Here is a 13,095-nt window from a genome sequence, read left to right on the forward strand (position 1 = left end):
GCAGAGCATCTTTCCCCGGAGGAAAACATGTCCGAATGGCTGGAAAACCACCTGCCCAAGGTGGTGCTGGCACCGTCGTTCATCGCCGTATTGATCTTTGTCTACGGATTTATCGGATGGACCGCATGGGTGTCGCTTACACGCTCAAAACTGCTGCCGAAATACGAGATCCATGGCTTCATCCAATATGAGCGCCTGTTCGACTCTCCTCGCTGGGATACGGCGATTGGCAACCTGTATATCTTTGGTACTCTGTTCATCGTGATCGCGATGCTGCTGGGCCTGCTGCTGGCCATCCTGCTGGATCAGAAAATCCGCGTCGAAGGAGCGATCCGAACAATCTATCTCTACCCCATGGCGCTGTCGATGATCGTCACGGGCACGGCGTGGAAGTGGATCCTGAACCCCGGTCTGGGGATTGAGTCCATGGTGCAGGGTTGGGGCTTTCCCAACTTCGAATTCGATTGGCTTGTGAATCCCGATTACGCGATCTACACCATCGTCATTGCCGCACTCTGGCAAAGCTCGGGCTTTGTGATGGCGCTGTTTCTGGCCGGTCTGCGCTCGGTTGATGGCGAGATCATCAAGGCCGCACAGGTCGATGGTATTCCAACATGGCGTATCTATACCGCGATCATCATCCCGTCGATGGCCCCGATTTTCCTGTCCGCTTTCATCGTGTTGGCGCATCTGGCAATCAAGAGCTTTGACCTTGTCATCGCCCTGACTGGCGGCGGTCCGGGCTATGCGACCGATCTGCCCGCCACCTACATGTATGCGATGGCCTTTTCGCGCGGCGATATCGGTCAGGCGGCGTCGTCTGCAATGATCATGATGCTGGTCGTCTTTGCCATCGTGGTTCCTTATCTCTACTCAGAATTGAGGGCTAAAAATGACTGATCTGTCGATGCCCCACACCCAAACCCGCAGCCAAAGTAACATGAGCAAAATCGCCCTGCGCTGGCTGCTTTACGTGGTGCTGTGCCTGTTCGCGCTGTACTATCTGATGCCATTATTTGTGATGTTGACGACATCGCTGAAAAGCCTCGAGGAAATCCGTACCGGTAGCCTGATATCGTTACCGCGTGAGGTGAGTTTCGAAGCCTGGCAAACCGCTTGGTCGGGCGCCTGCACGGGTATCCAATGCGAAGGTCTGCGGCCTTACTTCTGGAACTCGGTCCTGATTGCGGTGCCTGCGGTGGCTATCTCGACCCTGCTGGGCGCTCTGAATGGTTACGTTGTCGCGCAGTGGCGGTTCAAAGGGGCTAACATCATCTTCTCGCTGATGCTGTTTGGTTGCTTCATTCCGTTTCAGGTCGTCCTGCTGCCGATGGCGCGCCTTCTGGGCATGATGGGTATTGCCGGAACCATTCCGGGCCTGATCTTTGTCCACGTAATCTATGGTCTTGGCTTCACCACGCTGTTTTTCCGCAACTATTATGTCTCTATCCCGGCCGAGCTGACCAAGGCCGCCCGCGTCGATGGGGCCGGGTTCCTGCGGATTTTCTGGTCGATCTTCCTGCCACTGTCACTGCCGATCATCGTGGTAACCGTGATCTGGCAATTCACGCAGATCTGGAATGATTTCTTGTTCGGCGTCTCGTTCAGCCAGGCGGGCACACAGCCTGTGACCGTGGCGCTTAATAACATCGTAAACTCCACCACCGGTGTCAAAGAATACAATGTCGACATGGCCGCCGCGATCATCGCGGGTCTGCCGACGCTGCTCGTCTATGTCGTTGCCGGTAAGTATTTCATCCGCGGCCTGACCGCTGGCTCTGTGAAGGGATAGAATGATGGCTCCCATCCTTGATATCAACAAGCTGTACAAGAACTACGGCGCAACCGAGATCCTGAAGGATATCAACATCTCGATCGAACCGGGCGACTTTCTGGTGCTGGTCGGCCCATCGGGCTGTGGGAAATCCACCCTGCTGAACTGTATTGCCGGGCTGGAACCGATCACCGGCGGTACGCTGGCCATTGGTGGCAAAGACATGACCCATGTCAGCCCTAAGGACCGGGACATCGCCATGGTGTTTCAGTCCTACGCCCTGTACCCAACCATGTCGGTGGCCAAGAACATTACCTTTGGCATGAAAGTGCGCGGCGTGGATCAGGCTACGATGGACGCTAAGCTAAAGGATGTGGCCGCACTGCTGCAAATCGAACCGCTGCTGAACCGCCGTCCTAGTCAGCTGTCCGGTGGACAGCGTCAGCGGGTGGCGATGGGTCGGGCGCTGGTGCGCGACCCCAAACTGTTCCTGTTTGACGAGCCGCTGTCGAACCTCGACGCCAAGCTGCGGGTCGAGATGCGGACAGAAATCAAGAAGCTGCACCAGACGCTGGATGCCTCTATCGTTTATGTGACCCACGACCAGATCGAGGCGATGACGCTGGCCACCAAGATTGTGGTTCTGAAAGGCGGGATCGTGCAACAGATCGGCAGCCCGGCCGAGATCTATAACAACCCCGCCAACCTGTTCGTGGCTGATTTCATGGGCTCGCCTGCGATGAACCTGATCCCTGCAAAGGCCACCAAGAACGGCACGGGCACCGAAATCGCCATTGAGCGGTCATCCGGTGAAACGCTAGTCCTGAAGGATGCCCGCGATCTGTCACTGCCGCAGGATGTCATTCTGGGCCTGCGCCCAGAGGATATCGCCGAGGCCGGGTTCCGCGCCGGAGACGGTGTACAGGAAGCGGTTTGCATGGTCGACATGGTCGAACCTGCCGGGGCTGACACCTATGTTGTGTCCGAACTGGGCGGCAAACAGGTCACTGCGCGCCTGCACGCGGAAACCAGCGCCCAGGCCGGGCAAGAGCTGAACCTGGCCTTTGACATGAGCAAAGTGTCCTATTTTGCCAAGGAAACCGGCGAGCGGTTGAACTAGCGCACTGCGCAGGACTTGTTCTTGCTAAACTCGGGCAATTTCGCCAAGTACTGACGCCATGTCAGGCCAACGAGATTGCCCGGGGTATATGATGATACTGGAAATTCGACATTACACACTAAAACCGGGCCGCCGAGAAGCGTTCGTAGAATTCTTTGAGAAACACAATCGCGCTGCGTTGCGGGATGCAGGAATGCTTGTGTTTGGGCCGCTCAGAGACCTGGAAAATCCTGACAAAGTGCATTGGATGCGCGCGTTTTCTTCGTTGGAAGAACGCGACAGGATAAAGGACAGCTTCTATGGTGAGGCGGTCTGGAATGACCAGATCGAACCCATTGCAATGCCAATGATCGCACACTATGAGGCCGAACTGGTCGAAACTACGAGCGGATTTGAAAGTTTTGACTGCAGCAAATCGCTGTGAATTTACCCGGTTCGCTTCATATCCTTGATCAGACGGTTCAGATCACCGCCGCGCGCGTCCAGCATGGCGCCAATCTCGGTACGTTCGGTCAGCAGCATGTTCACGCCTTCGATAAACATGTTGAAGAATTTGTCGCGGCCGGATTTGTCGGACACCAGGAAGGTCACCTCAAAGGGCGAGGAGCCCTGCAGCTTGACCGAGGTACGCACCTCGTATCCGGCTTTGATCTTGCGCGCATTTCGAACGGTCACCTCGCCGCCAATGAACTCGCGAAAGCGACGTCCGTATTTGTTCGAGATATAGCCCTGAAACGCGTCGGTGAACTGCTTTATCTGTGACGCACTGGCCGAGCGGCCATCGGCCCCCAGCACATAGCGGGCCATGATCGGAACGTCGGCATATTGCACGAAGATCTTTTCAAAATCGCGGATCATGCTCTTTTCGGATTTTCCCGAACTGATGACGCGGTTGATGTCATCCACAACGCTAACGACCAACGCTTTTGCACTGGCCTCTGTCTGTGCAAAGCTTGGCAAAGGGAGGGTGGCTAGCGCCAGGCCGGCGATGCCAGATGCAATAAACTCTCTTCTCTTCAAATAATTACTCGGCATATGGATCCTCGTAGGGGTCAAGGTAGGGGTCTCTGACAGGGTCGGTCCCGATATCTGCATAGGGATCGTCATACAATCCCAGATAGGCGTCCTCATCATCGCGTGCCAGTTCGAAACGTCGATTTTGCAGGTAAATTGTTTGTGCCTGCTTATAGCTGTCAGCACTTTCATAGAGGATGGAATCGACTGTGTCCGAGAACCGTCCACGGTCGCCCATCCGCCTTACGATTTCGGCGTAGACGCCGATATTCTCGACCGGGCGCACCGGTGTGAAGTTGATCGGGTTCGAAAACAGGTTGACGACGACGCCGACCGCATCCCTGGATGTTGAGGGGCCATAGAAGGGCAATTCCACATAGGCGCCTTCGCCAAAACCCCAGACGTGCAGGGTTTCACCGAAATCGGTATCCACGGGCGGCAGGTTCAATTCGCTGGCCGGGTCAGACAGACCCGCGCCACCAACGGTCGTATTGATGAGGAACCGCAGCAGGGCATTGCCCGACTGCTTCAGATTGCCCTGCAGCAGATAATCCAGAGCCTGACCCGGCATAGTCAGGTTTTCGGCAAAATGGTTGAAACTGGTCACCATCGGATCGGGCACGATCTTCACATAGCCCTTCGAGGCCGGACGGAACAGGAACCGGTCGACGCCCAGATTGAACTTGTGAATGCCGCGGTTTGTATTCTCGTAGGGATCGAAAGTATCGCCGCGCGCGGCCTGATCGGCGGGTTGGGACGCACAAGCGCCAAGAACGGTCATCAGGGTCACGACAATCAGGGGCTTGAATCTGATCTTGCTCAACACGGTATTTCAACTCCAAACGCGCCAGCCGTTTTGTGAGTGGGGCTGGACGCTCAATCAATAATGCCTGCGGCCATTTTGCGGCTCAATCTGTCGTCACATAAAGGTTTTGGGCCCATTTTGAAACAGTTCGCGTTTAACCCGGCCGACTGCATCAGGTAAAGTGACACAAGTTCAACACCTCGGGATAAGAGAAGTTACGCTTAATACGCCACTGACCGCAGTTTTACTGGTTTCACACTTTTCCAGCCGAACGATCCCGGATAGCGTCCGGCCGAGTCTATATCAGGTGAGGATCAACCGATGAGTATCGCAGCAAAACTGGAAAGCCTGGGAATCAGTCTGCCGGACGGGCCGGCGCCCGCCGCCAACTATGTGCCTTTCGTGCGGGTCGGCAATATCGTCTACGTTTCAGGACAGATTTCCAAGGATGCGGAACTGATCACCGGCAAGCTGGGTGATAACATGGATGTTGCAGCGGGTGCTGCGGCCGCCAAGGTCTGCGCGATCAATCTTCTGGCGCAGGTCAAGGCTGCTTGCGGTGGCGATATAGAAAAGCTGGTGCGTGTGATCAAACTGACAGGGTTCGTGAATTCAACCGCCGATTTCACCGACCAGCCGCAGGTGATCAATGGTGCGTCGGACTTTCTGGTCGAGGCGCTGGGCGAGGCTGGTCGCCATTCGCGCTCGGCCGTGAGTGCAGCGTCGTTGCCGTTGGGCGTCGCGGTTGAGATCGAAGGCATCTTCGAGATCGCATGACCCCGGTACTGCCCGCTACGTTCCTACAGGCCCCGATCACGCATCGGGCCCTGCACGACAAATTGGACAACCGCCCGGAAAACAGCCGGGCGGCGGTTCGTGCCGCTGTTAAGGCCGGTTACGGGATTGAGATTGATCTGCAGTTGAGCGCCGACAACCGGGCTTTGGTCTTTCACGACTATGACCTGGGGCGACTGACCGGGCGACCGGGCCCAGTTCGGCAGATTTCGGCGCAGGTAGCGTCCGAGACACAGCTGTTGCACGCTGATGACGGTATTCCGACACTGGATGATGTGCTGGAAATCGTGGCGGGCAAGGTGCCCCTGCTGATCGAGCTTAAGGATCAGGACGGTGTGATGGGCCCGAATGTGGGCCCGCTCGAGCGCGATACTGTACGAGCCCTTGAGGGTTATGAAGGTCCGGTGGCGCTGATGTCGTTCAACCCCAATTCGGTGGCTGAACTGGCGCGGTTGGCGCCGCATTTGCCCAGGGGGATCACGACCTGTTCGTATCAGCCCAAAGTCGAACTTTTGCCTGCGGCGGTGTGCGATTACCTGCGGGACATCCCGGATTTCGCGAGGGTCGGGGCCAGTTTCATCAGCCACGAAGCCGAAGACTTGTCCCGCCCAAGGGTTGCCGAGCTGAAGGCTCAGGGTGTTCCGGTCCTGTGCTGGACCGTTCGCTCGGCCGCGCAAGAGGCCGAGGCTCGCAAGATTGCCGATAATGTGACTTTCGAAGGGTACTTAGCCGCGCATCCGGGTTGAACCGCGCCCCTTCCGTCACAGATAAAGATCAAACGCAGAGGGCACATGGATCAGGCACAAATCGAGGTTCGGGTACTTGGATCGCTCTCGCAGATTACTGCGGCAGAGTGGGACAGCTGTGCCTGCCCCGAGGCTGCGGATGGGGGCCGTCCGCTTGATCCCTTTACCACTCATCGCTTTCTTTTGGCTTTGGAGGAGAGCGGGTCGGTCGGGCCGGGTACCGGCTGGCAGCCGCAATACCTGACGGTTTATCTGGATGGAATGTTGATCGGGGCCGCCCCGATGTATGCCAAATCGCATAGTCAGGGCGAATATATCTTCGACCACAACTGGGCGCATGCCTATGAAAACGCCGGCGGGCGGTATTATCCCAAACTGCAGATTGCCGTGCCGTTCACCCCGGCCACCGGGCGCCGCTTTCTGCTGCGGCCGGGATATCAGGCGGTGGGAATGTCCGCCTTGGTGCAGGGGGCGGTGCAGCTGGCCGCGGATAATCAGGTATCGTCGGTCCATGCGACCTTTTGCACTGAAGATGAGGCGCTGGCGGGCGAACAGATGGGCCTGATGTTGCGCCATTCCCAGCAATTTCACTGGCTGAACGACGGGTATGCGAATTTCGATGGATTTCTGGCCGCTTTATCCTCGCGCAAACGCAAGAACATTCGCAAGGAACGCGCGCAGGCCTGCGCCTTTGGCGGCGAAATCCGCGCGTTGACGGGTGATGACCTGCGCCCTGAACATTGGGACGCGTTCTGGGAGTTCTATCAGGATACCGGCGCTCGGAAATGGGGCGTGCCCTATCTGACGCGGCAATTCTTTGATATCGCTCAGGAAACCATGGCGGATGACATGGCATTGGTTCTGGCCGAGCGCGGCGGGTATCCGATTGCGGGGGCGCTGAACTTTATCGGGCGCGAAACGCTTTATGGCCGTTACTGGGGCTGCGTCGAACATCATGCCTGCCTGCATTTCGAACTGTGCTATTATAGGGCAATCGACTTTGCCATTGCCCAAGGCCTGGCTCGGGTCGAGGCAGGGGCGCAGGGCGAACACAAGCTGGCGCGCGGCTATCTTCCCACGCGCACGCACAGCCTGCACTGGGTCAATGACCCCAGCTTTGCCGATGCGATCAAAAAATATCTGGACGCCGAGGCCCAAGCAGTGGGAGAAGAAATCGAGATTCTGACTGATTATGGCCCGTTCAGAAAGTCGAACCCGGAGGAACACCAATGACTGAACTTCTGTCGACCGAGACCCGTGGCCCCTTGCTGGACCCGCTGTTCAAAAGCGGCTGGACCATGGTCAAGGACCGGGATGCGATCACCAAGACCTTTATGTTCGAGGACTTCGTCCACGCCTTTGGTTGGATGACCCAAGTGTCTATGTTTGCCGAGAAATGGAACCATCATCCCGAATGGTTCAATGTCTACCGCACGGTCGAGGTGACGCTGTCCACCCATGATGTCGGCGGGCTTTCGGCGCTTGACGCCAAACTGGCCCGCAAGATGGACAGCCTGGTCTAGCCGCTGTCACCGCGTGATCCGACACCACCGGCAAGGCTGGCAACCTGACCCAGCCGCCTGAACTCGGCTGGGGTGACCAGGTTGTCACTAACGTCGATTTCGGCAGGTATCCGGGTAGTTCTGTTGCCGATCATGCGCACGGACCGTGCTGCGGGGTTGATGTCGAGACAACGCCGGTCATAGCAGGTCAGGCCAGTGGCGCTGATCTCAATCCTCGATTGGCCATCAGGGCCGGTCACAACAGGGGCCTGCGGCACATCACATGCCGCAAGCAACCCCAGCGCAAAAAGAGCGCTCCATTTGGTCATTGCATACTCCTGTCTGGCCCAAGGCCGCAGAGCCTAGTCCAGTTGACCGTTGCTGTTCTGATCAGCAGAAATAAAATCTTCGGTCATATGCTGATCGTATTCCGTTCTTGAAATATTACTATCCCGGTCCCGGTCAACCTTTTGGAATTGCTTTATATCCAGAAACGGCTTGGCTTCATCCAGGCCCAATGTGCCGTTCTTGTCCTCATCCATCGTCTGGAACGCATAGTCGGAAAAGGCGTCGAACTCATCTTTCGACAGGAAGCCGTCATTATTGGTGTCGATGGCCTTAAGCTCATTCTCATGCAGCTCTGCCACGGTTTCGGCCGTTGCGGCACCCGCCAGGGACAACATCGACAGGACGATTGCGGTTTTCATCTTCATCCCTCTCAACATGCGAACCTCTTACCTTCAACGCCGCCGACCGCAGCACCCGCTGCCGTCAGGATGGTTTTCCCGGAACCGCCGCCAAACTGATTGCCGATGACACCGCCCAGCAAGGCACCACCCACTGTGCCGCTCAGGCAGGCGATCTCATGCTGTCGTGCGGCCTGTTGCTGCGGGGTAGGGGCCGGTCCACAAGCGCCAAGTGCGCCGGTCAGACCTAAAAGAAAGGTAAATGTCTTTAGGTTCATAAACAAACTCCCTGATGAATATGTACCAAGTATTCGCCCATCATGAGAGTGCCGCAAGTTAAATTGCGAAAATGGCCCCAGCAGCACTGGGGCCAGATCAGGTCAGATAACCTCTAACAGCCCTTCACCTGCGGAAATCTCGCAGACGCCGGGATTTTCCTCCAGGTTCATGGCGACCACTTTGCCGTCTTCGACCAGCATCGCATAGCGCTTGGACCTGCCGATCAGACCAACGGGCGGGGCGTCGAAATCCATCCCGATGGCTTTGGTGAATTCAGACGCCGCATCGGCCAACATGGTTAGGCCAGTCGCAGTTGCGCCTGTGGACTCGCCCCAGGCGCTCATGACAAAGGGGTCGTTGACCGAGATGCAGATGATTTCTTCCACGCCTTTTGCATCGAACTGGTCTTTGGTACGCATAAAGCTTGGAACATGCGCCGTTGTGCACGTGCCGGTATAGGCGCCGGGCACGGCGAAAATGACAACCTTGCGCCCTTTGGTCTTGTCCGAAACGCGGACCTCTTCAGGGCCATTTGCCCCCATTTGGGTCAATGTGGCGTCGGGCAGAGTGTCACCTGTTGAAATCATTTTTTCGCTCCTGTCATTTGGATTTGCAGAGTCGGGCCTAGCCGCAATATAGGTGAGCCAACAAAAGTGACCACGGGAATTCGACAGGGTGAGGGGAATATGAGCCATATTGTCGTGATTGGCGCCGGCCAGGCAGGTGCTTCGCTTGTCGCCCGGCTGCGCAAAGATGGGTTCGACGGCGAGATTACTCTGATCGGCGCAGAGCCGCATTTGCCCTATCAGAGACCGCCTTTGTCTAAAGCCTATCTTCTGGGTGAGATGGGGCTAGAGCGCCTGTTCCTGCGCCCCGAAAACTTCTATACCGATAACAATATCACCCTGCGCCTTGGTCAGCGCGTGACCGGAATCGACCCTCAGGCCAAGACCGTGACGCTGGGTGATCAGGTTGTTGCTTACGACGAGCTGGCCCTGACCACCGGATCGGATCCGCGCCGCCTTCCAGCCGCTATTGGCGGCGATTTGGACGGGGTGCATGTGGTGCGTGATCTGGCCCATGTGGACGAAATGGAACCCTTCGTCTCTGAAGGTGCGCGCGCTTTGATCGTGGGTGGGGGATACATCGGGCTTGAGGCCGCAGCCGTTTGCGCCAAGCGCGGGGTCAAGGTGACCCTGGTCGAAATGGCCGACCGCATTTTGCAACGGGTCGCCGCCCCCGAAACCAGTGACTATTTCCGAGCACTGCATTCCGAATATGGCGCCGATATCCGCGAAGGTGTCGGGTTGGACCGACTGCTGGGTGAAAACGGCAAGGTCACTGGCGCGGTGCTGACCGATGGAACAGAACTGGCGGTCGATTTCGTTGTTGTCGGCGTTGGCATCGCTCCTGCAACCCAACTGGCCGAGATGGCCGGGCTTGAGCTGGACAATGGCATCAAGACCGATGCGCATGGGCGCACCTCTGATCCGTCGATCTGGGCGGCGGGCGATTGCGCCTCATTCCCGCATGCTGGCGGGCGTATCCGTCTGGAAAGCGTGCCAAACGCGATTGATCAGGCCGAGATTGTTGCCCAGAACATGTTGGGCGCGGCAAAGGATTATACTGCGACCCCGTGGTTCTGGTCGGATCAGTATGACGTCAAACTGCAGATCGCGGGCCTGAACACCGGGTATGACCGGGTGGTGACCCGCAATGGTGACGGGCAGACCGTGTCCTTCTGGTACTATAAGGGCGATCAGCTGATCGCTGTCGACGCGATGAACGATCCGCGTGCCTATATGGTTGGTAAGCGTCTGATTGAAAGCGGAAAAACAGCTGATCCTGCTATTGTAGCCGACCCGGATGCGGACCTGAAACCGCTGCTCAGAGCGTGAGGATCATCGCCGGAGCCTTCCGAGGTCGGGCTTTGGCCTCGGTCGGCAAGGGGGACGCCGGCGCGCATCTGCGCCCGACCACAGACCGGGTACGCGAAAGCCTGTTCAACGTACTGGCCCATCAGATTGATTTTGACGGGCTGCGCGTGTTGGACCTGTTCGCAGGCACCGGTGCGCTGGGGCTTGAGGCCTTGTCGCGCGGTGCGGCACATGTGAGCTTTGTCGATGATGGCCGCGTGTCACAGGGCCTGATCCGCAAGAATATCGACCTGACCCGCAGCTCTGACTGTACCGAGCTGATCCGTCGCGACGCAACGCGGCTGGGGGCCAATCCTGCAGCGCCTTATGACCTGATCTTCCTGGACCCGCCCTATGGCAAATCCCTTGGGCAAAAGGCGATTGCGGCTCTGTCTGACGGCTGGTTCGCACAAGGCGCCCTTGTCGTCTGGGAGGAAAACGCGCCCATGCAGCCGCCCGAGGGGTTCGTGTTGCATAACAGCCGCAAATATGGCGACACGCATATCACCCTGATGTGGAATGGCGATCCGGATGCATGATCTGGTGATCTTTGATTGCGACGGAGTCCTGGTCGACAGTGAGCCGCTGTCCAATCAGGTACTGGTCGACAATCTTGCCCGTTATGGCCTGAACCTGACAATCGAAGACAGTATGAAGCTGTTCGTTGGGGGCACCATGACCGGGGTGCGGGACAAGGCAAGGGCGCTGGGCGCGGAGCTGCCCACAGGCTGGGTTGATGAGGTCTATGCGGAAACCTATGACCGGCTCCGACTTGGCGTGCAGCTGATGCCCGGCGTGGCGGACCTGCTGGCGGTTCTCGAGGCAAACGGGCTGCCCTTCTGTGTCGCCTCGAACGGCAGCCCGGACAAGATGCAGATCACTTTGGGTCAGAACGGGTTATGGGATCGGTTTCGCGATGTCGCCTTTTCCGCTCATGTTCTGGGAACGGCCAAGCCGGACCCGACATTGTTTCTGGCTACGGCTGAGCGTTTCAACGCCGTAAACCCTGTGGTGATCGAGGACAGCCTCAGCGGTGTGACCGCAGCAAGCAGGGCACATATGCGCTGTTTGGCCTATGTGCCGCATGGTGGCGGTAAAAAACTGGCCGATGCGGGGGGCGAAGTCTTTTCAGACATGGCGCAGGTCCCGGCGCTTTTGGGGATTTGACCCGGTCATGTTACCCTGCGGGGCATGGACCGTGCACTGACCCCGTCGAATTGGTCACCTCCGCAAAAGGCTGACACCGCAACCGATCCCCAGCGCACGCCTCTGCGCGCGCCGGTTTTCATCCATGATGCGGTCACGCCATGGGGGCCGGAAACCTTGCTGCTAAAGCTGTTACGGGATCAGGCGGCGGATCAGGAAGAATAGGTCGGGTGGTACTTACCGCCTGGCGACAGGGTAAAGATCTCGACCCCATCTGCCGTTACACCGACCGAGTGTTCAAACTGTGCCGACAGTGATTTGTCGCGCGTCACGGCGGTCCAGTCATCGGCCAGCGTCTTGGTCTCGGGGCGGCCCAGATTGACCATCGGTTCGATGGTAAAGAACATGCCCTCTTCCAGAACCGCACCAGTGCCCGGACGGCCATAGTGCAGAACGTTTGGCGGTGCATGGAAGACTCGGCCCAGCCCGTGGCCGCAAAAATCGCGGACTACGCTCATCCGGTGTGCCTCGACAAATGATTGAATCGCGTGGCCGATATCGCCGAACGTGTTGCCGGGTTTGACCATCTCGATGCCCTTGAACAGAGCATCATGAGTGATCTGGATCAACCGTTCGGCTTTGCGCGGCAGCTTTCCCGCTACATACATGCGCGAGGTATCCCCGAACCAGCCGTCGACAATAACGGTCACGTCGATATTCAGGATATCGCCATCCTTCAGCTTTTTGTCGCCGGGAATGCCGTGGCAGACCACGTGATTGACGCTGATACAGCTGGCATGCTGATAGCCCTTATAGCCAATCGTGGCCGATGTTGCGCCCGCATCCTCAACCATCTGCGTGATGAGCCCGTCAATCGCGCCAGTGGTCTGGCCGACGAACACATGATCGGCAATATCATCAAGTATCTGCGCAGCCAAAGCCCCTGCCGCCTGCATGCCGGCAAAGTCACCCTGCTCATAGATACGGATACCGTCCTTGGTCAGACGGCCACGATGTTCTTTCATCGGTGCGAGGCTCCAAATATTTCGCGCAGCACCCTTTTTACGCTGCTTGTGCAGAAAGTACCAGAGGGCGCACGGTCGCGGGTTAAGATGGGGATCAATGCCGTGGCTTCAAGGATTGGTCGGATCGCCTTTGTTGGGCGCGTGCTTTTTCTGAGCACATTGCCCAGTCGGAGGGGGGCGCTAATGTCGGCTTAGGGTCAGGACCCATTGATTTCCGTTTTGCGGCGTGATTCACGGTTCAAAAACGAGCGGTGGACATGTCTGATCTCTTCTGGCTTACGGATGCG

At 57.6% G+C, this 13,095-nt stretch carries 19 protein-coding genes; 12 read left to right on the plus strand and 7 right to left on the minus strand.

What is annotated here, in order from left to right:
- The first annotated feature begins 27 nt into the window (after positions 1-27).
- From FN806_RS15240 to FN806_RS15255, 4 genes are read left to right on the plus strand one after another with little or no spacing between them, the layout of a single operon-like run.
- Complete coding sequence (locus FN806_RS15240; protein WP_142638652.1) at positions 28-900, plus strand: carbohydrate ABC transporter permease; 873 nt, start codon at positions 28-30, stop codon at positions 898-900.
- The gene (locus FN806_RS15245) at positions 893-1,792 is read left to right on the plus strand and encodes a carbohydrate ABC transporter permease (protein ID WP_142638654.1); all 900 of its coding nucleotides are present in this window, start codon (positions 893-895) and stop codon (positions 1,790-1,792) included. Before FN806_RS15240 ends, FN806_RS15245 begins: the two co-directional genes overlap by 8 nt.
- Before the next feature lie 4 nt (positions 1,793-1,796).
- Entirely contained in the window at positions 1,797-2,894 is a 1,098-nt protein-coding gene (locus tag FN806_RS15250; protein WP_142638656.1) for an ABC transporter ATP-binding protein, read from the plus strand.
- Between the two features lie 58 nt (positions 2,895-2,952).
- Positions 2,953-3,318, plus strand: a complete 366-nt coding sequence (locus FN806_RS15255; RefSeq protein ID WP_246097262.1) for a putative quinol monooxygenase — start codon at positions 2,953-2,955, stop codon at positions 3,316-3,318.
- A 2-nt stretch (positions 3,319-3,320) separates the two neighbouring features.
- On the opposite strand, the gene FN806_RS15260 is transcribed toward FN806_RS15255, so the two are convergent.
- Both FN806_RS15260 and FN806_RS15265 read right to left on the minus strand, forming a co-directional pair.
- Positions 3,321-3,929 (minus strand): MlaC/ttg2D family ABC transporter substrate-binding protein, encoded by a 609-nt coding sequence (locus FN806_RS15260; RefSeq protein ID WP_142638660.1) that lies wholly within the window; start codon positions 3,927-3,929, stop codon positions 3,321-3,323.
- Positions 3,919-4,689, minus strand: coding sequence for an MlaA family lipoprotein (locus FN806_RS15265; protein ID WP_142638706.1), 771 nt, complete (start codon positions 4,687-4,689; stop codon positions 3,919-3,921). Before FN806_RS15265 ends, FN806_RS15260 begins: the two co-directional genes overlap by 11 nt.
- 345 nt (positions 4,690-5,034) lie before the next feature.
- Between FN806_RS15265 and FN806_RS15270 the strand changes: the two genes are divergently transcribed.
- Genes FN806_RS15270 through FN806_RS15285 form a run of 4 tightly spaced genes read left to right on the plus strand, consistent with a single transcriptional unit; the run spans position 5,035 to position 7,777 of the window.
- Positions 5,035-5,490 (plus strand): RidA family protein, encoded by a 456-nt coding sequence (locus FN806_RS15270; RefSeq protein ID WP_142638661.1) that lies wholly within the window; start codon positions 5,035-5,037, stop codon positions 5,488-5,490.
- Entirely contained in the window at positions 5,487-6,254 is a 768-nt protein-coding gene (locus FN806_RS15275; RefSeq protein ID WP_142638663.1) for a glycerophosphodiester phosphodiesterase family protein, read from the plus strand. The genes FN806_RS15270 and FN806_RS15275 overlap by 4 nt, the downstream gene beginning before the upstream one ends.
- 45 nt (positions 6,255-6,299) lie before the next feature.
- The gene (locus tag FN806_RS15280) at positions 6,300-7,487 is read left to right on the plus strand and encodes a GNAT family N-acetyltransferase (RefSeq protein ID WP_142638665.1); all 1,188 of its coding nucleotides are present in this window, start codon (positions 6,300-6,302) and stop codon (positions 7,485-7,487) included.
- Positions 7,484-7,777, plus strand: a complete 294-nt coding sequence (locus FN806_RS15285; protein ID WP_142638667.1) for a 4a-hydroxytetrahydrobiopterin dehydratase — start codon at positions 7,484-7,486, stop codon at positions 7,775-7,777. Before FN806_RS15280 ends, FN806_RS15285 begins: the two co-directional genes overlap by 4 nt.
- On the opposite strand, the gene FN806_RS15290 is transcribed toward FN806_RS15285, so the two are convergent.
- From FN806_RS15290 to FN806_RS15305, 4 genes are all read right to left on the minus strand, one after another.
- Positions 7,774-8,085 carry a hypothetical protein gene (locus FN806_RS15290; protein ID WP_142638669.1) on the minus strand — a complete coding sequence of 104 codons (312 nt, stop codon included), beginning with the start codon at positions 8,083-8,085 and terminating at the stop codon, positions 7,774-7,776. The genes FN806_RS15285 and FN806_RS15290 overlap by 4 nt on opposite strands.
- 33 nt (positions 8,086-8,118) lie before the next feature.
- Complete coding sequence (locus FN806_RS15295) at positions 8,119-8,463, minus strand: EF-hand domain-containing protein (RefSeq protein ID WP_142638671.1); 345 nt, start codon at positions 8,461-8,463, stop codon at positions 8,119-8,121.
- A gap of 11 nt (positions 8,464-8,474) precedes the next feature.
- Positions 8,475-8,720, minus strand: a complete 246-nt coding sequence (locus FN806_RS15300; protein WP_142638673.1) for a glycine zipper 2TM domain-containing protein — start codon at positions 8,718-8,720, stop codon at positions 8,475-8,477.
- Between the two features lie 102 nt (positions 8,721-8,822).
- A complete protein-coding gene (locus tag FN806_RS15305; protein WP_142638675.1) occupies positions 8,823-9,308 on the minus strand; it encodes a peroxiredoxin in 486 nt (161 codons plus the stop codon).
- 99 nt (positions 9,309-9,407) lie between these two features.
- Between FN806_RS15305 and FN806_RS15310 the strand changes: the two genes are divergently transcribed.
- Genes FN806_RS15310 through FN806_RS15325 form a run of 4 tightly spaced genes read left to right on the plus strand, consistent with a single transcriptional unit; the run spans position 9,408 to position 12,008 of the window.
- On the plus strand, positions 9,408-10,619 hold the full coding sequence (locus FN806_RS15310) for an NAD(P)/FAD-dependent oxidoreductase (protein ID WP_142638678.1): 1,212 nt from the start codon (positions 9,408-9,410) through the stop codon (positions 10,617-10,619).
- Positions 10,616-11,176 (plus strand): 16S rRNA (guanine(966)-N(2))-methyltransferase RsmD, encoded by a 561-nt coding sequence (gene rsmD / locus FN806_RS15315; RefSeq protein WP_142638680.1) that lies wholly within the window; start codon positions 10,616-10,618, stop codon positions 11,174-11,176. The genes FN806_RS15310 and rsmD overlap by 4 nt, the downstream gene beginning before the upstream one ends.
- Positions 11,157-11,804, plus strand: a complete 648-nt coding sequence (locus tag FN806_RS15320; protein ID WP_246097263.1) for an HAD family hydrolase — start codon at positions 11,157-11,159, stop codon at positions 11,802-11,804. Before rsmD ends, FN806_RS15320 begins: the two co-directional genes overlap by 20 nt.
- 24 nt (positions 11,805-11,828) lie before the next feature.
- On the plus strand, positions 11,829-12,008 hold the full coding sequence (locus FN806_RS15325; RefSeq protein WP_142638682.1) for a hypothetical protein: 180 nt from the start codon (positions 11,829-11,831) through the stop codon (positions 12,006-12,008).
- Here the strand turns inward: FN806_RS15325 and map are convergent.
- The gene (gene map, locus FN806_RS15330; RefSeq protein ID WP_142638685.1) at positions 11,996-12,808 is read right to left on the minus strand and encodes a type I methionyl aminopeptidase; all 813 of its coding nucleotides are present in this window, start codon (positions 12,806-12,808) and stop codon (positions 11,996-11,998) included. The genes FN806_RS15325 and map overlap by 13 nt on opposite strands.
- Between the last annotated feature and the right edge of the window lie 287 nt (positions 12,809-13,095).

The organism is Ruegeria faecimaris (assembly GCF_900182615.1).
Lineage (GTDB): Bacteria > Pseudomonadota > Alphaproteobacteria > Rhodobacterales > Rhodobacteraceae > Ruegeria > Ruegeria faecimaris.

Coding starts and splice junctions, on each gene's coding strand:
- FN806_RS15270 (WP_142638661.1), top strand. CDS start 5,035: ATGAGTATCGCAGCAAAACTGGAAAGCCTGGGAATCAGTCTGCCGGAC.
- FN806_RS15290 (WP_142638669.1), bottom strand. CDS start 8,085: ATGACCAAATGGAGCGCTCTTTTTGCGCTGGGGTTGCTTGCGGCATGT.
- FN806_RS15280 (WP_142638665.1), top strand. CDS start 6,300: ATGGATCAGGCACAAATCGAGGTTCGGGTACTTGGATCGCTCTCGCAG.
- FN806_RS15250 (WP_142638656.1), top strand. CDS start 1,797: ATGGCTCCCATCCTTGATATCAACAAGCTGTACAAGAACTACGGCGCA.
- FN806_RS15325 (WP_142638682.1), top strand. CDS start 11,829: ATGGACCGTGCACTGACCCCGTCGAATTGGTCACCTCCGCAAAAGGCT.
- FN806_RS15310 (WP_142638678.1), top strand. CDS start 9,408: ATGAGCCATATTGTCGTGATTGGCGCCGGCCAGGCAGGTGCTTCGCTT.
- FN806_RS15260 (WP_142638660.1), bottom strand. CDS start 3,929: ATGCCGAGTAATTATTTGAAGAGAAGAGAGTTTATTGCATCTGGCATC.
- FN806_RS15275 (WP_142638663.1), top strand. CDS start 5,487: ATGACCCCGGTACTGCCCGCTACGTTCCTACAGGCCCCGATCACGCAT.
- FN806_RS15245 (WP_142638654.1), top strand. CDS start 893: ATGACTGATCTGTCGATGCCCCACACCCAAACCCGCAGCCAAAGTAAC.
- FN806_RS15255 (WP_246097262.1), top strand. CDS start 2,953: ATGTCAGGCCAACGAGATTGCCCGGGGTATATGATGATACTGGAAATT.
- FN806_RS15240 (WP_142638652.1), top strand. CDS start 28: ATGTCCGAATGGCTGGAAAACCACCTGCCCAAGGTGGTGCTGGCACCG.
- FN806_RS15320 (WP_246097263.1), top strand. CDS start 11,157: ATGGCGATCCGGATGCATGATCTGGTGATCTTTGATTGCGACGGAGTC.
- FN806_RS15265 (WP_142638706.1), bottom strand. CDS start 4,689: ATGACCGTTCTTGGCGCTTGTGCGTCCCAACCCGCCGATCAGGCCGCG.
- FN806_RS15285 (WP_142638667.1), top strand. CDS start 7,484: ATGACTGAACTTCTGTCGACCGAGACCCGTGGCCCCTTGCTGGACCCG.
- FN806_RS15300 (WP_142638673.1), bottom strand. CDS start 8,720: ATGAACCTAAAGACATTTACCTTTCTTTTAGGTCTGACCGGCGCACTT.
- map (WP_142638685.1), bottom strand. CDS start 12,808: ATGAAAGAACATCGTGGCCGTCTGACCAAGGACGGTATCCGTATCTAT.
- FN806_RS15295 (WP_142638671.1), bottom strand. CDS start 8,463: ATGAAAACCGCAATCGTCCTGTCGATGTTGTCCCTGGCGGGTGCCGCA.
- FN806_RS15305 (WP_142638675.1), bottom strand. CDS start 9,308: ATGATTTCAACAGGTGACACTCTGCCCGACGCCACATTGACCCAAATG.